Genomic DNA, 20,866 nt, shown 5'->3' on the forward strand with positions numbered 1-20,866 from the left:
GCACGCTCGGCCGGGAAGTCATGGGCGCCCGCCGTCGTTGTCGCCAGGGACCGTCCCACCCGGAGGTAGTGCCGTGTCCTTGCCCGTGCCCTTCTCGATCCTCGATCTGGCCACCGTCGCCGACGGCGAGACCGTGGCCGAGGCCCTCGAGACCAGTACGACCCTGGCGCAGCGCGCGGAGGACTGGGGCTTCCGCCGGATCTGGTACGCCGAGCACCACAACATGGCGTCGATCGCCTCCGCCGCGACCAGCGTGCTCATCGCCCACGTCGCCGCCCGCACCGAGCGCATCCTGCTCGGCTCCGGCGGCGTGATGTTGCCCAACCACTCGCCGCTGCAGGTCGCCGAGCAGTTCGGCACCCTCGCCGAGCTCCACCCCGGCCGGATCGAGCTGGGACTGGGGCGGGCCCCCGGCTCCGACCAGGAGACCTTCCGCGCCCTGCGCCGCGACCCGCGGGCGTCCGAGCGCTTCCCGCAGGACGTGCAGGAGCTCCAGGCGTTCCTCGCCGACGAGAGCCTGGTCCCGGGCGTCCGGGCCTTCCCCGGCCGCGGTACGAAGGTGCCGCTGACGATCCTCGGGTCGTCGCTCTACGGCGCCCAGGTCGCCGCCGTCCTCGGCCTGCCCTACGGCTTCGCCTCGCACTTCGCCCCGGAGGCGCTGGAGCAGGCCGTCGCGATCTACCGCCGCGAGTTCCGGCCGTCGGAGCAGCTCGCCGAGCCGCACGTGCTCGCCGCCGTGAACGTCATCGCCGCGGACTCCGACGACGAGGCACAGGCCCAGTTCCGGGCGATGCAGCGCCAGCGGGTCCGCATGTTCGCGGGCCGGCAGGGACGCCGGCTCACCGACGCCGAGGCCGACGCGGTGCTCGACAGCGGCGCGGGCGAGCAGATCCGGTCGATGACCCGCTACAGCGCCGTGGGGACGCCCGACGTCGTCGCGCGCTACCTCGAGGACTTCACCGCCCTCGCGGACGCCGACGAGCTGATCGTCGCCGGTGCCGCTCCCCGCCGGGAGAGCTGGTGGCGCAGCTGGGAGCTCCTCGCCACGAAGGTCGCCGTGCCCGCGGCGGTCTCGTAACCGCTTGACGGTCGTGTTGCGAGTTCCCGGCGAACCAGACATCCGGTGCGCGATCGTGTGACGATGCCCGGATGGCCGAACCCGCCGCAGGCACCACCACCGACGAACCACCGACCAAGCTGAAGCGGTCGGTGGGCGTCGTCCTGCTGTTCTTCTTCATCGTCGGGGACACCCTGGGCGCGGGCATCTACACGCTCGTCGGGACGATGGCCGAGGACGTCGGCGGCATGCTCTGGCTGCCGCTGGTCCTCGCCCTCGTGCTCGCCCTGCTCACGGCCGGCACCTACGCCGAGATGATCACGAAGTACCCGCACGCCGGGGGCGCCGCCCGGTACGCGGAGCGGGCGTTCAAGATCCCGATCGTCACTTTCGTGGTCGGCTTCTTCATGCTGTCCTCGGGGATCACGACGTCGGCGCTGCTCGCGACCGCGTTCTCCGGCGACTACCTCACCGCGCTGATCGACGTGCCCGCCGTCCCGGTGACGGTCGTCTTCCTGATCCTGCTGACCGCCATCAACCTGCGCGGGGTCAAGGAGTCCCTCGCCGCCAACGTCGTCGCGAGCGTCATCGAGGTCAGCGGCCTCGTCCTGGTGATCGTCGTGGCCGCGATCGTCTTCGGCAGCGGGAACGGCGACGTCGGCCGCATCCTCACCCCGTCGCCCGACCAGCCGATCCTCTACGGCGCGTTCGCGGCCTCGATCACGGCGTTCTTCTCGTTCCTCGGCTTCGAGGCGGCGGCGAACATGGCCGAGGAGGTCAAGGAGCCGAGCCGGTCCTACCCGCGGGCCCTCTTCGGCGCGATCATCACCGCCGGCGTGATCTACCTGCTCATCGCGCTCGGCGCCTCGATCGTCGTCGACCCCACCACGATGGCGCAGTCCACCGGCCCGTTGCTCGAGGTGATCAACGCGTCGGGGCTCTCGATCCCGCCGTGGCTGTTCTCGCTGGTCGCGCTCGTCGCCATCGCCAACGGCGCCCTGCTGTTCATGGTGATGGCCAGCCGCGCCACCTACGGGCTCGCCGAGGCGGGCCTGCTCCCGTCGGTCTTCGGCAACGTCGCGCCGACCCTGCGGACGCCCTGGGTCGCGATCCTGTTCGTCGGCGGGGCGACGATCGGGATGAGCTTCGTCGGCGGGATCGGCACCCTCGCCGACATGACGGTGCTGCTCCTGGTGTTCGTCTTCATCTCCACGAACATCTCGTGCCTGGTGCTGAAGAAGGACCGGGTCGACCACCCGCACTTCACGATCCCGCGGATCGTCCCGGTCCTCGCGATCATCGCGAGCGTCGCCCTGCTCACCCAGCAGTCGGGCGAGATCTGGCTGCTCGCCCTGCTCTACCTGGTGGTCGGCGCGGTCCTGTTCATCCTCGCCCGGGTCGGGCGGCGACGCTTCGACCAGGGCCCGAGCGAGACGACCCTCAACTTCTGATCACGCGAGGGCCAGTGACCGGGCCACCTCTCCCCCGAGCGCCACGTCGGCCCGGTACAGCGCCACGTCGACCTCCAGGCTCGCGCCCTCGCCCCCTCGGGCCCGGTCATGATCATCGCAACGACGAGGATCCGTACGGTGGGCGTCCGGATCCTCGTCGTCCTGGTGATCATGTGGCGGTGCCTGGCGGGTGGAGCTCGCCGACGAACGCCAGTGACCGGGCCACCTCTCCCCCGAGCGCGACGTTCGCCCGGTACAGCGCCACGTTGACCTCCAGGCTGCGGCCCTCGCTGGCGCGGTGCAGGTGGTCGAGCAGGTGCGGGGTCGTGTCCTTGCCGCGCACGCCGTGGGTCTCCGCGTCGGCGAGGGCGCCGTCGAGCACCGCCCGGTGGACCTCGTCGTCGAGCTCCTCCGCCGCGTCGACGGGGTTCGCCAGCAGCACCGCCGAGCGCAGCCCGAGCGCGTCGCGGGCCCGCACCACCGCGGCGGCCTCCGCCGGGGTCTCCACGCGGTCGGTGACGCCGAAGCCGGAGTCGCGCACGTAGAAGCCCGGGAACACCGCGGTCCGGTAGCCGAGGACCGTGACGCCGAGGGTCTCCAGGCGCTCCAGGGTGGCCCCGACGTCGAGGATCGACTTGACCCCGGCCGAGACGACCAGGACCGGGAGCCCCGCGAGGGCGACGAGGTCGGCCGACTCGTCGAACGTCGTCGCCGCGCCCCGGTGCACCCCGCCGAGCCCGCCGGTGGCGAACACCCCGACCCCGGCGCGGTGGGCGAGCAGCGCGGTCGCGGCCACCGTGGTGCCGCCCGACCAGCCCTGTGCCATCGCCACCGGCAGGTCGCGGGTGCCGATCTTGTGCACCGCGTCCGTGGAGCCCAGCCGCTCGATCTCCTCCCCGGTGAGCCCGACGGTGGGCCGGCCCCCGACGACGCCGATGGTCGCCGGCACCACCCCCGCGTCGCGCAGGAGCTGCTCGGCGTCGAGGGCCGTCGTCACGTTGCGGGGGCGGGGCAGGCCGTGGGTGATGATCGTCGTCTCGAGGGCGACCACCGGCCGCCCGGCGGCCACCGCCTCCCGGACGTCGTCGGACACGGCCACGGCGGGTGCGGCGGGCATGGCACCACCCTGCCCGGTGACCGGCCTCCTCACATCGTTCCCGACGAGTCCGTGGGCCGGGTTATGGTCGGCGGCGTGATCGCGACGGCGCTGCTGACCACGCGGGGGCACATCGACCTCGCGCGCGTGTCCTCCGCCCTCTGTCGCCGCTGACCTCCCAGTCGTCAGCTCTTCTCCGCCTCCCCGAGGACGCGCCGTACGCGCGCGTCCACGCCCGGAAGGACCTGCCATGACCGCGACCGTCCCCGACACCCGCACGTACACCGACGAGCAGCTCGACGAGGTCTTCGCCCCCGTGTTCGCCCGGATCGCCGAGGGCGCCGTGCAGCGGGAGAAGGACCGGACCCTGGCCCACGACGCCGTGCGGGCCCTCAACGAGGTCCGCTTCGGCGCGCTGCGCGTGCCCGTGGAGCACGGCGGCTACGGCGCCACGGTGCGCCAGCTCTTCCGGCAGCTGGTGAACCTGGCCGCGGCCGAGTCGAACCTGCCGCAGGCGCTGCGTGTGCACTGGTGGTTCGTCGAGGAGCAGCTCCTCGCCGAGCCGGGGCCCGACCGCAACCGCTGGCTGACCGCGGTGGCCGAGGGCCGCCTCGTCGGGAACGCCATCACCGAACCCGGCGTCGGGGCCGTCGACCGCTACCGGACCACCGTGACCGGCGACGACGACGCCCTCCGCCTGAGCGGCACCAAGTACTACTCCACCGGCAGCCTCTACTCCGACCACATCGTCGTGGCGGCCGACCGCGACGGCGAGCGGGTCGCCGTGCTCGTCGACGCGGACGCCGAGGGCATCACCCAGCACGACGACTGGGACGGCTTCGGCCAGCGCCTCACCGCCAGCGGCACCACCGACTTCGACGGCGTGGCCGTCCCCGCCGACCGGCTCCTCGGCCCCGGCTACGGCACGCCCGGGCGCACCTACGGCACGGCCTACCTGCAGCTGGTGCAGCTCGCGGTGCTCGCCGGGATCGCCCAGCGCGCCACCGACGACGTGGCGGCCTGGGTCCGGGAGCGCACCCGCACCTTCACCCACGCCGCGGCCGACCTGCCCCGGCACGACCCGCTGGTCCAGCAGGTGATCGGGCGGCTCTCGTCGGCCGCCTACGCCTCGAGGACCATCGTGCTCGACGTCGCCGGGCAGCTCGACGACATCCTCGCGGGCGACCACGAGGACGCCGACCGGCTCGACCGCGTGGAGTTCGACGTGGCCCGCGCCCAGGCCGCGGTGATCCCGACGGTCCTCGACGCCACCACGCAGCTGTTCGAGGTGGGCGGGGCGTCGATCACCTCCGAGTCGTTGCGCCTCGACCGGCACTGGCGCAACGCCCGCACGGTGTCGGTGCACAACCCGCTGATCTACAAGCTGCAGACGGTCGGCGACCACGTGCTCAACGGCTCCGAGCTGCCCTACGCGTGGAGCGCCGGGAAGCGCTAGAGCCGGCCGTCCTACCCTGGTCGGCGTGCCGATGACCGCCAAGTACGCCACCACCTGCGGGGTCTGCGCCTCCCCCGTCCAGCCCGGCGAGGAGATCGCCCGGGCCGGGGAGCGGTGGGCGCACGCGGCCTGCGCCGAGGACGCCCCGAAGAGCGCGTCGGGCCGCCCGACGAAGGCCGCGGCGAAGGCGAGGAAGCCCGCGCGCGCGGACATGCCGGCCCCGGAGGGAGCACTCGAGGTGTGGACCGACGGTGCCTGCTCGGGCAACCCCGGCCCCGGCGGCTGGGCCTGGGCCACCCGCGACGGGCGCCGGGGCAGCGGCGGCGAGCCCGGGACCACCAACCAGCGGATGGAGATCCGGGCCGCCCTGGAGGCGGTGCGCGCCCTCGACGGGCCGCTCGTGGTGGTCAGCGACTCGACCTACGTCGTGAACTGCTTCCGCGACGGCTGGTGGAAGGGCTGGATCGCGCGGGGCTGGACGACCAGCGCCAAGAAGCCCGTGGTCAGCCGCGACCTGTGGGAGCCCCTGATCGAGCTGGTCACCTCCCGCGGCGACGTCTCGTTCCGCTGGACCAAGGGCCACTCGGGCGACGAGATGAACGACCTGGTCGACAAGCTCGCCGTGGAGCAGTCGAAAGCGGTCGTCGCGTCCTAGACACGCCGATCCGGGGCGCGGCGTGCCCTCGCCGGGTCCGCCCGCGTACAGTGAGGGGCGCAAGCCGACCCCGCTGTGCCGCGTTCCGTCCGGTGCGGTCGGTCCGCGCGGCGGGTGACGTCACCCTCTCGCGGTGACGCCGGGCCGATGACGGCTCGAAGGCGGCCACTCCGCCTCGGCGTCCGCTGTGATGCCCGTCCGCGCGACGACGGCGCAGGTCAGCCGCCCGGAGGCGGTGTGCCTGCAGGAGGAGGAGTACGTGGCTCGACGAGGCCAGCCCCCGACCGCCGCACGCCGCGGTGGCAACGGGGACAAGCGGCGCGGTCGCCGCGGCGGCGAGGACGTCATGTCGGTGCTCACGCGCGCCGTCCGCGAGGTCCGCACCGCCCTCGGCAACGGCCGGGTCACCTCGGCGACCCGCACCAAGTTCCAGGCCGTCGCGCTGATGCTGCGCGACGAGCGCGCCCGCGTCCGCGCCGACGACACCATCGGCGAGACGAAGCGCAACGAGCAGCTCAAGCGGCTCGACGACGTCGCGACCTCGCTCGCGATGGGCGCCGTGCGCGACCAGTCGCTGATGGCGCTGCTCGGCGAGGACGCCGTGGTCAGCGACGAGGCCCGCGCGCTCGAGCGCGACATGCTCCGTCGCGCCGGCGTCGAGGCCGCCCCCGAACCCGAGCCCGAGCCGGAGGAGGAGTCGCCCGCGGCGCCCGCCAAGGCGGTGATCGTGCCGCAGTCGGTCGTCTCCCGGCAGATGGCCAACCCCTTCCTCGCCCCCGACTTCTCGGCCGCCCGCCCCAGCGGGCCGCGCCCGTCGCGCCTCACCGGCTGGGAGCTCCTCGGGCCGCTGCTGCGCTCCTTCGAGCGCGCCGGCGCCGGGGCCCCCGCCTGCATGGAGCTGCCCGCCTCCGGGTCGCGGACCGTGCCCGGCGGCAGCCAGGAGCTCATGCCGCACCAGGCGCAGATGGTCGCCGCCGCCGCGGACGGGCACCGCACGTTCCTGCTCGCCGACGAGCCCGGCCTCGGCAAGACGGCCCAGGCCCTGCTCGCGGCCGAGGCCGCCAAGGCCTACCCGCTGCTCGTCGTCGTGCCGAACGTCGTGAAGACCAACTGGGTCCGTGAGGCCGGCATGTGGGCCCCGCGGCGCTCGGCCACCGCGATCCACGGCAACGGCGACTCCGTCAACGGGTTCGCCGACATCGTCGTCGTGAACTACGAGATCCTCGACCGGCACGTGGGCTGGCTCGGCGACTTCGGGTTCCGCGGGATGGTCGTCGACGAGGCCCACTTCATCAAGAACAAGACCTCGCAGCGCTCGCAGCACGTCCTGAACCTCTCCGAGCGCATCCGCTCGTTCACCGCGCAGCCGCTGCTCATGGCGCTGACCGGCACGCCGCTGATCAACGACATCGAGGACTTCCTCGCGATCTGGGAGTTCCTCGGCTGGATCGACGACAAGAAGCCCCTCGTGGCCCTCATGGACGCGCTGACCGAGACCGGGCTGACCCCCGCCGACCCGGGCTTCTACTCGGCGGCCCGCCAGTGCGTCGTCGACATGGGGATCGTCCGGCGGCGCAAGGTCGACGTGGCCGCCGACATCCCCGCGCGCCGCGTCGCCGACCTGCCGGTCGAACTCGACGGACCGGCCGGACGCTCGATCCGGGCCGCGGAGCGCGACCTCGCGCGCCGCATGGTCATCCGGTACGACGATGCCCTCGCCGCCCGCGGGTCCGGTCCGGTCGACGGGATCGACCACGACCTCGTGCGCCGAGTGGCCACCTGGGAGCAGAAGGACGCGGCCGGCTCGTCGAGCGGCGACAACGTGTTCTCGATGATGCGGCGGATCGGCCAGGCCAAGGCCGCGCTCGCCGCCGACTACGCGGCGCAGCTCGCCCGCAGCGCCGGCAAGGTCGTCTTCTTCGCCAAGCACGTCGACGTCATGGACGCCGCCGAGGAGACCTTCGCCAAGCAGGGCGTGCGGTACTCCTCGATCCGCGGCGACCAGACCTCCGCCGCGCGCCAGCGCAACATCGACGCGTTCGTCAAGGACCCCGAGGTCGCGATCGCGGTCTGCTCGCTGACCGCGGCCGGCGTGGGCATCAACCTGCAGGTCGCGTCCAACATGGTGCTCGCCGAGCTCCCGTGGACCGCGGCCGAGCAGACCCAGGCGATCGACCGCAGCCACCGGATCGGGCAGTCGATGCCGGTGACCGCGTGGCGGATCATCGCCGCGCAGACGATCGACGCGCGGATCGCGGAGCTCATCGACGACAAGGCCGGGCTCGCGGCCGTGGCGCTCGACGGGTCCGACGAGGAGGTCGGGTCGTCCACGGACGCGCAGCACGCGGCGCTCGTCGCCCTGCTCACCGACGAGCTGCGGTCGCGGACGCCGGCGGCCTGAGGGGCTACTCGACCGGCAGGTCCTCCGGCGGGACGACCTCCCGGTGCAGGATCTTGCCGGTCGGGCCCTTCGGCAGGTCGTCGACGACCCAGATGTGGCGCGGGTACTTGTAGGCGGCGAGCTGCTCCTTCGCGAACGCCCGGACCTCGTCGACGTCGATCTCGGCGCCCGAGCGCACGGAGACTGCGGCCCCGACCTCCTCCCCCAGCCGGGAGTGCTTCAGGCCCACGACGGCCACCTCGGCGATCGCGGAGTGCTGGTAGAGCACCTCCTCGATCTCGCGGGGGTAGACGTTGTAGCCGCCGCGGATGATCAGCTGCTTCTTGCGGTCGACGATGTAGAGGTAGCCGTCCTCGTCGGCCTTCGCGAGGTCGCCCGTCCGGAACCAGCCGTCGGGGATCGACTCGGCGGTGGCCTCCTCGCGGCCGTAGTAGCCGGCCATCAGGCCCTCGCCGCGGATCGCGATCTCGCCGACCTCCCCGACCGGCACGTCCGCCCCGGAGTCGTCGACGATCCGAAGCTCCATCCCGGGCACCGGCAGGCCGATCGAGCCGGCCCGGCGCTCCTGGTCGGGCTGGTTGAACGAGGCGACCGGCGAGGTCTCCGAGAGGCCGTAGCCCTCCAGGATCGTGGCGTCGAACTTCTCCTCGAAGGCGTGCAGCACCTCGACCGGGAGCGCCGACCCACCCGAGATGCAGGTCCGCAGGCTGCTGGTGTCGGCCCGCGCGTCGGTGTCGAGCAGGGCGCCGTACATCGTCGGGACGCCCTCGAACACCGTGACCCGCTGCTCCTCGATGATCTTCAGCACCGCGGCGGGGTCGAAGCGCGCGATGAGGGCCAGCGACGCCCCGGACAGCACGGCGGCGTTCAACCCGCAGGTGAGCCCGAAGACGTGGAAGAGCGGGAGACAGCCCATGATCACGTCGTCGGGGGTCGTCCGGATCAGGGCCTCGACGGTGGTCCGGGCGTTGGAGTCCAGGTTGTGGTGGGTCAGCATCGCGCCCTTGGGCTGACCGGTGGTCCCGGAGGTGTAGAGGATGACGGCGAGGTCGTCGTCGGCGCGCTCGACCGGCTCGGGGACGGGCTCCCCGGCGAGCTGCCCCTCGGCCGGGCCGGCGGCCGGGAGCTCGAGCAGCGGCAGGCCCTTCGCCTCCCCGGCCGCGCGCGCCGCCTTCGCCACCTCGTCGAGGGCGATGACCGCGCTCGCCCCCGAGTCCTCGAGGTAGTAGGTCACCTCCCGCTCGGTGAGCATCGGGTTCATCGGCACGACCGCCGCGCCCGCGATGAGCGCGCCGTAGAAGCCGATCGGGAACGCCGGCGCGTTCGCCGACACCAGCCCCACCCGGTCCCCCGGCTCCACCCCGAGATCGCGCAGCGCCCCCGCCACCGCCCGGGCCGCCGTGAGGAACGACGCGTAGTCGATCTCCGTCCCGCCCGCCCGGAGCGCCACCCGGTCGGGCTGGCGGTCGGCGGTGTCGAGCAGGTTCCGGGAAAGGTTCACCGGGCGGTCCCCCAGGGATCGAGGTCGGATGTGGCGGCCATCATGTTCGCTCGGCGCCGCCACGTCGATTCCGCCGCCGAGGGTGCAGGTGCTCGGCCGCTCAGCGGGCGACGCCGTCGAGGTAGACCCACCGGCCGGCGTCGCGGGAGAACCGGCTGCGCTCGTGCTGGACGCCGTCGCGGTGGTGGGCCCGGAACTCGACGACGCCCTCGACGTCGAACAGTCCCCCGCCGACGCGGTCGGTCACCTCGAGCCCGCGCCACCGCACCGCCGGGTCGAGCTCGAGCGTGGCGGGGCGGGTGTCGGGGTGCCAGGTGCGCAGCAGGTGCCCGACGTCGCCGCGGACGAAGGCCGTGTAGCGCGACCGCATCAGCGCCTCGGCCGTCGGCGGTGCGGCGCCGTCCGGCCCGAGGTAGCGGCCGCAGCACGCGTCGAACGTCTCGGGCAGTCCGCAGGGACAGCGGCGGGTGACCACGGACGCCGACGATAGGCCGTGGGTCACGGCATGGAACGGCCCCGCCACCCGAGGGGGATCGGATGACGGGGCCTGGTCGACTCCCCCGGGGGGCGAGGAAGTCGACTCCCCCATAGTTGCGCATTCATCTAGTTGCGGGCAACCAGACGTGCCCGGGGTCTCCCGGCCCGGGTCAGCCCAGGGCCGGGACGATGGCCTCGACCAGGTGCGGGCCCGGCTCGGACCGGGCCCACCGCAGGGCCTCGAGCAGGTCCTCGGTGGTCTCCACCCGCCGCGCCGGCACGCCGTAGCCGGTCGCGAGCGCCACGAAGTCCGGCGTCGGGTCCGCCAGGGTCAGCATCCGGCCCGCCCGCCCCGAGTGGGCCGCCTCCCCCGCCCCGGTGCGCGCCAGCTCCACCCGCAGGATCGCGTACGCGGAGTTGTTGATGATCACGGTGGTGACGTCGAGCTGCTCGCGGGCCTGGGTCCACAGCGCCTGCAGCGTGTACAGGGCGCTGCCGTCGGCCTGCACCGCGACCACCGGCCGGTCGGGGGCCGCGATCGCCGCGCCCACGGCCGTGGGCGGGCCCTGCCCGATCGCCCCACCGGTCAGGGCGAGCTGCGTGTGCGGGGCGGCGGTCTGCAGGGCCGGGGCGAGCACGCCCGCCGCGGTCAGCGACTCGTCCACGACGATCGCGTCGTCGGGCAGGGTGGCGGCGACCGCCGCGCACATCGACCGCACGTCCAGCGGCCCGGGGGGCGGCTCCGGCGCGTGCCGGGGCGCGGGCTCGGCCACCGCGTCGGGCGCCACCTCGGCCGCGAGGGCCTCGAGGGTGGCGGTCACGTCGGACGCCGGGTCGGCCAGCCCGACGACCGGGCACCCCTCGGGCACCAGGTCGCCCGGCACCCCGGGGTAGCCGAAGAACGACACGGGCGACCGGGCCCCGGCCAGGACCAGCGACGACGCCTTCTCGAGCTGCGCGATCGCCTCCTCGGCGAAGTAGGCGAGCTTGTCGACCCGCGGGCGGCCGGCCCCGGTGTCCCAGCGCCGCGGGAACGTCTCGACCAGCAGCCGGGCCCCGGTGGCCGCCGCGATCCGCCCGGCGGCGTCCATCGCCGCCACGCCCAGGGCCGGGCCGCCCAGCAGGATCACCGCGCCGGGCTCGCGGACCGCCGCGGCGGCCGCCGTCACCCGGGACGGCACCGGCGGCACCGGCGGCGTGGCCGGGAGCGCGGGGGCGAGCGCGCCGCCCTCGGACCACGACACGTCCGCCGGCAGCACCAGCGTCGCCACCTGGCCGCCGTGCTCCGTAGTCGCCGCCAGCGCGCGCATCGCGTCGTCGGCCACGTCGCGGACGTCGCCGGAGGTGTGGACCCAGCCCGACACGGTCTGGGCCAGCGCGGTGATGTCCGACTGCAGGGGCGCGTCGTGGCGCACGTGGTCGGTGGCGTGCGCCCCGACCACGAGCAGGACCGGGGTCCGGGCGCGGCGGGCGTTGTGCAGGTTCGCGAGGCCGTTGCCCAGGCCCGGCCCCAGGTGCAGCAGCACCGCGGCGGCCCGGCCGGTGATGCGGGCGTGGGCGTCCGCGGCGCCGGTGGCGACACCCTCGAACAGGGTCAGGACGCCCCGCATCTCCGGGACCGAGTCGAGTGCCTGCACGAAGTGCATCTCGGACGTGCCCGGGTTCATGAAGCAGACGTCGACGCCCGCTTCCACCAGGGAGCCGACCAGCGCCTCGGCGCCCCTCACGCGAACTGCTCCGGGCACGGACCGGACGGGGAGCACGACGATGTCCTCATAGGCCCACTCCACACGGTGCCGGCCCCGGAACGGAAGCCGGGGCCCGCCCGTGCCCCTAGGCGGTCCCGGCGATGTTGAGGACGGTGACCGTCCCGTCGAGGAGGTTGGTGACGTAGGCCTGGCGGCCCTCGGGGCCCACCGCGATGCTCGTCGGGCCCCGGCCCGTGGGCACCGTGGCGGTGATCTGCAGGGTCGCGGTGTCGAGGACCTGGATGCTGTTGGCGTCGACGGGGGCGATGTAGGCGTGCCGGTTGTCGGCGCTCAGCGTGATGTCCTGCGGGTGGTCCTGGGTGGGCACGGTGGCAACGACCCGGCCCGTGTCGGTGTCGGTCACCGAGAGCGTGTTGGCGTCGTAGTTGGCGTTGAGCAGCACCGGCCGGTCCGGCATCCGGACGATCGAGTGCGGGCTCAGGCCGACCGGGGTGGTCCCGACGATCGTGTCGGTGCCGGTGTCGATGGTGGTCAGCAGGTTGGACTCGTGGTTCGCCGCGTAGAGCCGCGTGCCGTCCGGGGAGAGGTCGACCCAGTGCGGGTTCGGCGCGACCGGGATCGTGTTGATCACGGCGTCGTTCGCGGTGTCGATGACGGTGATGGACCCGGAGTCGTGGTTCGGCACGTACAGGCGCGACCCGTCGGGCGACACGTGGAGCGCGAACGGCCGCTTGCCCGTGGGGATGCGGGCCACGACCTCCGCCGTCCCGGTGTCGATGACCGCGACCTCGTTGAGCGAGTAGTCCTGGTTGGTGACGCTCACGTAGGCGCGCGCCCCGTCCGGGGAGAAGTCGATGAACTGCGGGCCGCCCTCGGGGACGGGGATCGTGCCGGTGGCGACGTTCTTCGTGGTGTCGAAGACGGTGACCACGCCGGACTGCCGGTTCGCGATGTAGGCGAACTTCCCGCTCGGGGCGACCTCCATGTAGCCGGGGGTCGGGCCCACCGGCACGGTCTGGGCCACCGTCGGCGTCGCCACGCTCCGGGCGGCGGCCGGCCGGCTCCCGCCCGCCGCGACGCTCGCGCCCTGCTGCCCGGGCGAGAAGCCGGCTCCGCCGGAGCCGCTCCCGAACCCCGTCAGGAGCCCGACGGTGAGGGCCGCGACCACCACGACCACCACGGCGGCGGCGACGAGCACGAGGGTCCGGGACCGGCGCGTCGGCGTCGCAGGCGAGGCGGCGGGCGGTACCGGCCCCGTGGTGGGTGGCGGGCCCGGCGGTGCGGCGGGCGGGGGCCCGGCCGAGCTGCCGCGGCCCGGTGCCCGCGGGCCCGGCCCGGGCGTCGTCGGGACCACCGTGGTCGTGGGCTCGGTTCCCTTCGTGCCCGTGGCTCCCGCCGCTCCCGGGGCGCCGGTCGCCGCGAGCGCGGTGGTCGGCGCGGCGAGTCCGACGCCCGCCGTCGCCATCGGGGCCGACACCGAGCCCGTCGCGGGCTCCGGCTCGGCGGCCGTGAGGGCCTCCTGGGCGGCGCGGGCCAGCTCCCCCGCGCTCGCGAACCGTCGGGACGGCTCCTTGGCCATCCCCCGGACCACGACGTCGTCGAGCCCCTCGGGGACGCCCGGGACGAGCTCGCCGGGGCGGCGGGGGCTGAGGTAGACGTGGGCGTACATCTGCGACGGGAGGTCGGTCCCGGGGAACGGCTTCGCGGCCGTCAGGCACTCGAAGAGCACACAGGCGAGGGCGTAGACGTCGGTGCGGGCGTCGACCTCGCGGTTCTCGAACCGCTCCGGGGCCATGTAGTCGAGCGTGCCCAGCGTCGCCCCGGAGACGGTCGCCCACGACCGCGTGTGCCCGGCCGCGTGGGCGAGACCGAAGTCCACGACGTAGGCGAAGTCGGTGGGGGTGACGAGGATGTTCGAGGGCTTGACGTCGCGGTGCACCAGCCCCTCCGCGTGGGCGGCGTCGAGCGCGTCGGCCACCTGGGCGACGAGCGCCACCGCCCGCTCGGGCCCCAGCGGACCGGTCTCGGCGATGACGTCCGCGAGGCACCGGCCGTCGACGAGGCGCATGTCGATGTAGAGGCGGCCGTCGATCTCGCCGTAGTCGTGGATCGGGACGACGTGCGGTTCCCGCAGCTTGGCCAGCGCGTAGGACTCCTGGCGGAACCGCCGCTGGAACTCCGGATCCCCGCTCGTCGCGGCGGGCAGCAGTTTGAGGGCGACGTCCCGGTTGCGGCGGGTGTCGTAGGCGCGGTGGACCTCGCCCATCCCGCCGCGGCCGATCAGCTCGCCGATCTCGTACTGCCCGAAGAGCGTCATCTCTCCTCCTGCTCCCCGCTCGGTCCCGGTCGTTCCCACTGGTACGGACAGTCACGTCGCCGGGTCATCCGAGGACGATCCGGCCCTGCTCCACCCGGACCGGCCGGACGGCGAGGGAGGTCGTCGCCGGGCCCCGGGCGACCGAGCCGTCCAGGGCGAACCGGCTGCCGTGGCAGGCGCAGACGATCGCCCCGTCGACGACCTCGCCGACGAGACAGCCGTCGTGCGGGCAGATCGCCGACAACGCCCGGAGCTCGCCGTCCGCCGACCGGGTCACGACGACCGCGAGGTCGCGGCGGACGATCCCGCCGCCGGCCGGGACGGCCGCGGCGGGGCCGAGCACCGTCCCCGACGTCGCCGCGGGGTCGGCCATCGGCCTCCCCGGGGCGAAGCCGGCGGGCGGTGGCGGGGCGGGGCCGGAGCAGGCCGCCACCGGGGTGAGGACCGCCGCAGCCGCCAGCAGCGTGCGGCGGTCGGTGCCCTCCCCGGTCACGGCAGGCTCAGAGGCGGATCGGGTCGGACATGCCGGCGACGACCGTGCGGTCGCCCTCGTAGGGGTCGCGACCGTGGGCCGTGCGGATGTTGTCGAGGACGAGGAGGTCGCCGGCCTGCCACGGTTCGCGCAGCGTGTGCGCCGCGTAGGCCTCGTTGACGAGGTTCACGACGTCCTCGCCGATCGGCTCCCCGTTCCCGTACCGGGTGGTGAAGGGCAGGCCGTCGGGCCCGTGGAGGTCGGTGAGGTACTCGCGGACGTCGGGGTCGAGGGCCCACTCGCTGAGGAAGGCCACCTGGTTGAACCAGCAGGGCCGCCCGTCGACGGGGTGCCGCACCACCGCCCGCCGCCGCTGCCGGGTCCGCAGCCCGCCGTCGGCGTCCCAGGTGAACTCGATGCCCTGGCTCCGGCAGTAGTGCTCGACCGCGCCGCGGTCGCCGGTGCCGAACGCCTCGGCCCAGGAGGCCCCGATGTCGTCGTTGTAGTGCCGGACGAGCAGCCAGCCCTCCCGCTCGAAGCGGGCGACGAGCGCCGGGGGCAGCGCCGCGAGCACGGCGGCCGCGTCCCCCACCGGCGTGGCGCCGCCGGAGGTCGGCGGGGCCAGGCACGCGAAGAACATGAACGAGGGCGGGTCGGGGACGTAGCTCAGCTCGTTGTGCAGGCACATCTGCTGGCTCGCGGGCCACGGCGTGGCCGACAGCAGGCCGTCGCCGAGCTGGGTGCGCGGCGCGAACGGCTCGCGCTCTCCCAGCAGACCGGCGGTCGACAGCCGGGCCATCACCGCCGCGGTGCGCCCCTGGTCGCGCAGCCCGAGGCCGCGCACCAGGACCGACCCGTAGCGGGCCAGGATCTGGCGCACCTCGTGCCGGTGCTGGGCCGCCCAGGCCGCCGGGTCGGGCCCGCCGTCGGTCCACAGGATCGGGGGTCGGCCGGCCCGCAGGTCGAGGTTGACGGCGGGCGGCCGGGGCGGTGCGGACATGGTCTCTCCTTCGGCGGTCGGGTCGCCCGGGGAACTTCTCGGAGGGGATCAGTCGGAGTCGGCGGCCGGGTCGGGCAGCCGGTGCGGGCGCGAGAGGTGCGCGGCCGTGCCGTAGTGCTGCTCGCGCCACGCCGGGGTGTAGACGGTGTCGAGGTAGCGCTCGCCCTGGTCGGGCGCGAGCGTCACCGCGAGGGTGTCGGGGTGCGCGTTGCGGGCCAGCCAGCGGGTGGCGCCGGCGACGACCGTGCCGGTGGACCCGCCGAAGAGGAAGCCCCGCATCGCCAGGCGCTGGCACATCCGCAGGGTCTCGGTCTCGGGGACGATCACCACGTCGTCGACGAGCGAGCGGTCGAGCGCCGGGGGCGTCATGCCCATCCCGAGGCCCGGGATGTGCCGCGGGGCCGCCGGCCCGCCGAAGCTGACCGAGCCCTCGACGTCGATGGCGACGACCTTGACGTCGGGCCGGTGCCGCTTGAACCAGCGGGCGTTGCCCATGAGCGTGCCGCAGGTCCCCGCGCCGACGAAGAGCACCTCGAGGCCGGGGACCGCCCGCGCGATCGACGGCGCCGTGGTGGCGTAGTGGGCGCCCGCGTTGGCCGGGTTCTCGTACTGGTTGAGCCAGACGGTGTCGGGGTCGCGGTCGCAGAGGCCGCGGAGGTACTCGAGGCGGGCCCCGAGCAGGCCGGTCTCCGGGTGCGGCACGGAGATGACGTGGACCTCGGCCCCGTAGGTCTCGATGAGCCGGCGGGTCTGCGGATTGCACCGGTCGTCGGTGACGCAGATGAACCGGTAGCCGCGGTTCGCGCTCACCATCGCGAGGGCCACGCCGAGATTGCCCGACGACGATTCGACGATGATCGACCACGGGTTCAGCTGCCCCGCGGCCTCGGCGGCCTCCACCATCGACGCGGCCGCCTTGAGCTTCACCGACCCCGCGAAGTTCATGCCCTCGACCTTGCAGAACAGTCGCTGGTCGACGATCGGGCGCATGTCGACGAACAGGTCGTGGGTGTTGAACTGCTGGGGCGCCGACACGATGTTCGGCGGCGGTCCGGAGGGACGGGGGGTGGGGGCGCCGGTCGGGGAGCGTCGCCCGTCGCGCATCGCCCGGGCCGGGCCGACGTGCGGTGACCTCGGCGGGAGGATCGTCGGCGGCCGTGTACCGCTCGCGTCACCGGGGGGGTAGGTGACCCGCACCGTCTCGCCGGGGTGCACCACGAGGGTGCGCGCGTCGAGCCCGTGGAGGTCGATCCGCCCGGTGGGGCCGGCCTCGTCGACGCCGTCGAATTCGTTCATGGCATGGCCTCCCACCCTCGTGTGTCGCACAGCATGGCCTACCTCGCGCATTTCCGATAAGGGTCTGACACATTTCGCCACGGCCGGTCACCGCCCGTCACGGACAATTCCCGGATCTCCGGGCGGATCATCGGGACTCGGACGCTTTCCCGTAGCGCGTCATCTCGTGGAAGAAACCGTCGATCGTCTGCAACCGACCGTCGCGGACGACCTCGTCGTAGACGGCCTTGCCCACCGCGAGGTCGAGGATCCCGAGCCCGAAGGGCGAGAACACCGTGGTCCGGTCCGGGTCGGGCGTCACGCGGCCGGCCATGACGTCGTCGAGCGTGCCGTGGACGAAGTCCCGGTTCCCGACCTGCTGCTCCGCCAGGTGCAGCGACGTGTTGGCCCGCAGGCAGTGGTCGACGTCGTCGACGACGTTGGTCGCCTCCAGCACGACCTCCGGGGCCAGGTCCCGGAGGGAGACGTGCAGGACGAGCGGGTGGTGGGAGAACCACGCCGGGTCGTGGACGTGCGGGACGCCCGCCACGGTCGCGAAGACGAGGAGGTCGCTCGAGCGGACGAGCGACTCGGCGTCCTCGTGGATGCGCACCGTCGTCGCCGGGTCGTGCCGCTCCAGGTACCCGCGGAACCCCGTCGCGCTGTCCGGGTTCAGGTCGTGCACCCCGACCTCGTCGAACTCCCACCCGGTCGCGGCGAGGTAGGTGTGCAGGTAGCGGGCGATGAGCCCGACCCCGAAGAACCCGACCCGGCGGGGCCGCGCCCGGCCGGTGGTGAGCCGGTCGGCGGCCAGCGCGGCCGAGGCCGAGGTCCGCACCGCGTTGATGATCGACGCCTCGAGGCAGGCGAAGGGATAGCCGGTGGCGTGGTCGTTGAGGATCAGCACCGCCGAGGCCCGCGGCATGCCCGCGGCGACGTTGTCGGGGAAGCTCGACACCCACTTGATCCCGTCGACGCCGACCTCGCCGCCGACGGAGGCGGGCAGCGCGATGATGCGGGAGTTCGGCTTGTCGTCGAACCGCAGGAAGTACGAGGGCGGGTTGCAGGTCTGCCCCGCCCCGTGCATCCGGTAGGTCCGCGCGACGACGTCGACGATCTCCCGCTCCCGGCCCTCGAGGGCCGCGGCGACCTGGGCCCCCGGGATCACGGCGAACGTGGGGGCGCCGCCGGACGGCGCCGCGACGGCGTCGGGGGCAGCGGCGGTGGACGTGCCGACTGGGGACATGGTCGCCTCCTGGGTGCTCACGGGGCCGGGGTGGGGTCGGTCGGGCCGGGGGTGGCCGCGCGCTCGTCGAGCAGGGCGGCGAGGTCGGCGAGGACGGGGTTCCGGCCGATCTCCGGGAGGGTCACGGCCTTCTGCAGCCGGACCGCCATCTTCACGGCGAGCAGGGAGGACCCGCCGTGTTCGAAGAAGTGGGTGTCGCGGGTGACCGCGTCCTCGTCGACGCCGAGCAGCGGTGCCCAGACCGCGGCCAGCCGTCGCTCGGTGGGGGTGCGCGGGGCGGAGTCGCCGGCGCTCCCGGTGTCGTGGGAGGGCCCGTCGAGCTCGAGCGCGAGGGCGGTCAGCGCCTTGCGGTCGATCTTCCCGTTCGCGGTGACCGGCAGGGACTCGCGGTGGTGCAGCACCGGCGGGACCATGTAGCCCGGCAACGAGGCCGCCAGCAGGCCGCGCAGGACGTCGTCGGGGATCGGGGCGGGTGCGCCGTAGAACCCGACGAGCTGCTTGCCCCGCCCGGGGCGCTCGCTCACCACCACCGCGGCGTCCCGGACCTCCGGGCCCCGGAGCATGGTGTTCTCGATCTCGCCGATCTCGATGCGGAAGCCCGAGATCTTGACCTGGTGGTCGCGGCGGCCGAGGAAGTCGAGCTTGCCGTCGGGCAGCCAGCGCCCGTGGTCGCCGCTGCGGTAGAGGCGCTCCCCCGGGCGCAGCGGGTCGGGGACGAACGCCGCGCCGGTCCGCTCGGGGTCGTTGACGTACCCGCGCCCCACGCAGACGCCGGAGAAGACGATCTCGCCGGGCGCGCCCAGCGGCACCGGCTGCAGGGCGGGGTCGACCACGTAGACCCGGACGTTCTGCACCGCGGGCCCCAGCGGGATCCGGTCGTGGTCGGGGACCGCGTGGAGGATCTCGTGGTTGGTGTCGTCGCTGGTCTCGGTGAGGCCGTAGGCGTTGACCAGGGGGACGTCGGGGCGCACCGCGAACCACCGGACGACCAGTTCCTTCTTCACCGCCTCGCCGGTCACCGCCACGCGGGCCAGGTCGGGCAGCGGCACCGGCTGCTGCTCGAGGTAGGACACGACGACGTCGAGGTAGGACGGCACGAGCTGGGCGACCGTCACCCGGTGCCGGGCGAGCAGGTCGACGAAGCGCGGGACGTCGAGGACGACCTCCTGCTCGACGAGCACCGTCGTCGCCCCCACCAGCCAGCCCGCGACGAGCTGCCACAGGGAGATGTCGAAGCACTGCGGGGCGGTCTGGGCCACCACCGCGTGCTCGTCGATACCTATGTCGGCGATCTTCGCGAGGAGGTGGTTGAGCATCCCGGCGTGCTCGCACATCGCGCCCTTCGGCTCGCCGGTCGAGCCCGACGTGAAGTACAGGTAGGCCAGGCGCCCGGGGCCCACCTCGACCCGCGGATCGACCCCCGGGTGGTCCTCGCTCCACGCCTGCTCGACCAGCAACCGGGTCGGGCCCGCCGGGCCGAGCCCGGCCAGGGCCTCGTCGAGCGTGGTCGCCGCGTCGGGCTCGGTGAGCACGAACCGCGCGCCGGCGCGGGTGAGCACCGTGGCGATCCGGTCGGGCGGGAAGTGCGGCTCGAGCGGGAGGTAGGCCCCGCCGGCCTTGAGGATCGCGAGGACGGAGGCGGCCCAGCCGAGGGTGCGCTCGGCGACGACGGCGACGACGTCCTCCGCCCCCAGCCCCCGCGCGAGCAGGGCGCGCGCGATCGCGTCGGAGCGCTCGTCGAGCTCGCGGTAGGTCCAGGCCTCCCCGCCCCGGACGACGGCGACGGCGTCCGGGCGTTCCGCGGCGCGGTCGCGCACCAGGTCGTGGGCCCGCCGGTCGGGCAGGTCGCGGACGGGGCCCGCGAGCCCGTCGATCTGGAAGGCCAGTTCCTCGGGCCCCAGAAGGCAGCCGGCCGACGGCGGCGCCGCCGGGTCGGCGGTGAGCAGCCGCAGGGCGGTCAGGTGGTAGCCCGCGATCCGGGCCGCGGCGTCGCCGTCGAGCACGTCCGTGCGGTGGTCGACCCGCAGCGCGGTGGCGGTCCAGACCACCCGGACGACGGTCGTCGCGTCGCCGAGGGCGGTCGGTCCGGGGTCCTCGCCGGCGAACGGGTCGAGCACGGTCGTGGGCCAGAGCCCGGTGGCCGGGTCGGCTCGGAGGGCGGCGAGGGCGTGGTCGGTCGCGTCCGGATCGGGCTCGCCGGTCGCGTGCAGGATCGCGGCGTGCGCGGCCGCGACCAGGTCGGACCCCGACGGGACCCCGGTGTCGACGCGGCACGGGCGCGGCTCGCGTCCGGCTCCGACGGCGAGGGCCGTGAGGGTCTCCGGTTCGCCCGTCAGGGCCGCGACGACCCGGGCGTGCGCGGCGAGGACGACGGCCCCGACCGAGACGCCGTGGTCGTGGGCGGCCTCGCGCACGGCGGCGGCGAGGTCGGCCGGGACGGGCTCGACGACGCTGCCGGTGCCCGCCCCGGCGGGCCGGGGGCACCACCGCGGGAGCGGGCTCGCCCCGCCGGCGACGACGGTGCCCCATGCGACGCGGGCGGTGGGTTCGGTCTCCTGGACGGTGGTCATGGGTGCTCCCGGTCCTTCCTCGGTCGGGCTCCGGCGGCGTCGACGAGGCCCGCGCCCGCGCCGGAGGGGACGGTGTAGCGGGGACCGTGGAGGGTCGCGCGCGGCACGGCGGGACCCGGGCGGCCCGGGACGGGCGGGCGAGCGGGGGTTGCGGCGGGAGCGGCGGCCGGGGCCGGGGCCGGG

At 74.4% G+C, this 20,866-nt stretch carries 15 protein-coding genes; 5 read left to right on the plus strand and 10 right to left on the minus strand.

From position 1 onward, the window contains the following. The first annotated feature begins 79 nt into the window (after positions 1-79). Both ACFPBZ_RS26200 and ACFPBZ_RS26205 read left to right on the plus strand, forming a co-directional pair. Positions 80-1,078 (plus strand): LLM class flavin-dependent oxidoreductase, encoded by a 999-nt coding sequence (locus ACFPBZ_RS26200; RefSeq protein WP_378039069.1) that lies wholly within the window; start codon positions 80-82, stop codon positions 1,076-1,078. A 71-nt stretch (positions 1,079-1,149) separates the two neighbouring features. After that, a complete protein-coding gene (locus ACFPBZ_RS26205; RefSeq protein ID WP_378039056.1) occupies positions 1,150-2,508 on the plus strand; it encodes an APC family permease in 1,359 nt (452 codons plus the stop codon). A 169-nt stretch (positions 2,509-2,677) separates the two neighbouring features. On the opposite strand, the gene ACFPBZ_RS26210 is transcribed toward ACFPBZ_RS26205, so the two are convergent. Then, complete coding sequence (locus ACFPBZ_RS26210; RefSeq protein ID WP_378039057.1) at positions 2,678-3,625, minus strand: pseudouridine-5'-phosphate glycosidase; 948 nt, start codon at positions 3,623-3,625, stop codon at positions 2,678-2,680. A gap of 229 nt (positions 3,626-3,854) precedes the next feature. Between ACFPBZ_RS26210 and ACFPBZ_RS26215 the strand changes: the two genes are divergently transcribed. The 3 genes from ACFPBZ_RS26215 (at position 3,855) to ACFPBZ_RS26225 (ending at position 8,116) form a co-directional block, all read left to right on the plus strand. Beyond that, positions 3,855-5,060 carry an acyl-CoA dehydrogenase family protein gene (locus ACFPBZ_RS26215; RefSeq protein WP_378039058.1) on the plus strand — a complete coding sequence of 402 codons (1,206 nt, stop codon included), beginning with the start codon at positions 3,855-3,857 and terminating at the stop codon, positions 5,058-5,060. 31 nt (positions 5,061-5,091) lie between these two features. Further along, positions 5,092-5,715, plus strand: a complete 624-nt coding sequence (locus tag ACFPBZ_RS26220) for a ribonuclease H family protein (protein ID WP_378039070.1) — start codon at positions 5,092-5,094, stop codon at positions 5,713-5,715. 190 nt (positions 5,716-5,905) lie between these two features. Then, the gene (locus ACFPBZ_RS26225; protein WP_378039059.1) at positions 5,906-8,116 is read left to right on the plus strand and encodes a DEAD/DEAH box helicase; all 2,211 of its coding nucleotides are present in this window, start codon (positions 5,906-5,908) and stop codon (positions 8,114-8,116) included. A 4-nt stretch (positions 8,117-8,120) separates the two neighbouring features. On the opposite strand, the gene ACFPBZ_RS26230 is transcribed toward ACFPBZ_RS26225, so the two are convergent. From ACFPBZ_RS26230 to ACFPBZ_RS26270, 9 genes are all read right to left on the minus strand, one after another. Beyond that, positions 8,121-9,617, minus strand: a complete 1,497-nt coding sequence (locus ACFPBZ_RS26230) for a long-chain-fatty-acid--CoA ligase (RefSeq protein ID WP_378039060.1) — start codon at positions 9,615-9,617, stop codon at positions 8,121-8,123. A gap of 100 nt (positions 9,618-9,717) precedes the next feature. After that, complete coding sequence (locus ACFPBZ_RS26235; RefSeq protein ID WP_378039061.1) at positions 9,718-10,092, minus strand: YchJ family protein; 375 nt, start codon at positions 10,090-10,092, stop codon at positions 9,718-9,720. Between the two features lie 172 nt (positions 10,093-10,264). Beyond that, entirely contained in the window at positions 10,265-11,821 is a 1,557-nt protein-coding gene (locus tag ACFPBZ_RS26240) for an acetolactate synthase large subunit (protein WP_378039062.1), read from the minus strand. Between the two features lie 106 nt (positions 11,822-11,927). After that, the gene (locus ACFPBZ_RS26245) at positions 11,928-14,120 is read right to left on the minus strand and encodes a protein kinase domain-containing protein (protein WP_378039063.1); all 2,193 of its coding nucleotides are present in this window, start codon (positions 14,118-14,120) and stop codon (positions 11,928-11,930) included. 64 nt (positions 14,121-14,184) lie between these two features. Next, a complete protein-coding gene (locus ACFPBZ_RS26250; RefSeq protein ID WP_378039064.1) occupies positions 14,185-14,613 on the minus strand; it encodes a QcrA and Rieske domain-containing protein in 429 nt (142 codons plus the stop codon). A 7-nt stretch (positions 14,614-14,620) separates the two neighbouring features. After that, positions 14,621-15,592, minus strand: coding sequence for a TauD/TfdA family dioxygenase (locus ACFPBZ_RS26255; RefSeq protein WP_378039065.1), 972 nt, complete (start codon positions 15,590-15,592; stop codon positions 14,621-14,623). 48 nt (positions 15,593-15,640) lie between these two features. Next, entirely contained in the window at positions 15,641-16,888 is a 1,248-nt protein-coding gene (sbnA, locus tag ACFPBZ_RS26260) for a 2,3-diaminopropionate biosynthesis protein SbnA (RefSeq protein ID WP_378039066.1), read from the minus strand. A gap of 127 nt (positions 16,889-17,015) precedes the next feature. Continuing rightward, positions 17,016-18,113 carry a 2,3-diaminopropionate biosynthesis protein SbnB gene (gene sbnB, locus ACFPBZ_RS26265; RefSeq protein ID WP_378039067.1) on the minus strand — a complete coding sequence of 366 codons (1,098 nt, stop codon included), beginning with the start codon at positions 18,111-18,113 and terminating at the stop codon, positions 17,016-17,018. 17 nt (positions 18,114-18,130) lie between these two features. Continuing rightward, positions 18,131-20,683: a non-ribosomal peptide synthetase gene (locus ACFPBZ_RS26270; RefSeq protein WP_378039068.1), complete on the minus strand. Its 2,553-nt coding sequence runs from the start codon at positions 20,681-20,683 to the stop codon at positions 18,131-18,133. Between the last annotated feature and the right edge of the window lie 183 nt (positions 20,684-20,866).

Origin of the sequence: Actinomycetospora atypica, assembly GCF_042653685.1 — a bacterium.
GTDB lineage: Bacteria > Actinomycetota > Actinomycetes > Mycobacteriales > Pseudonocardiaceae > Actinomycetospora > Actinomycetospora atypica.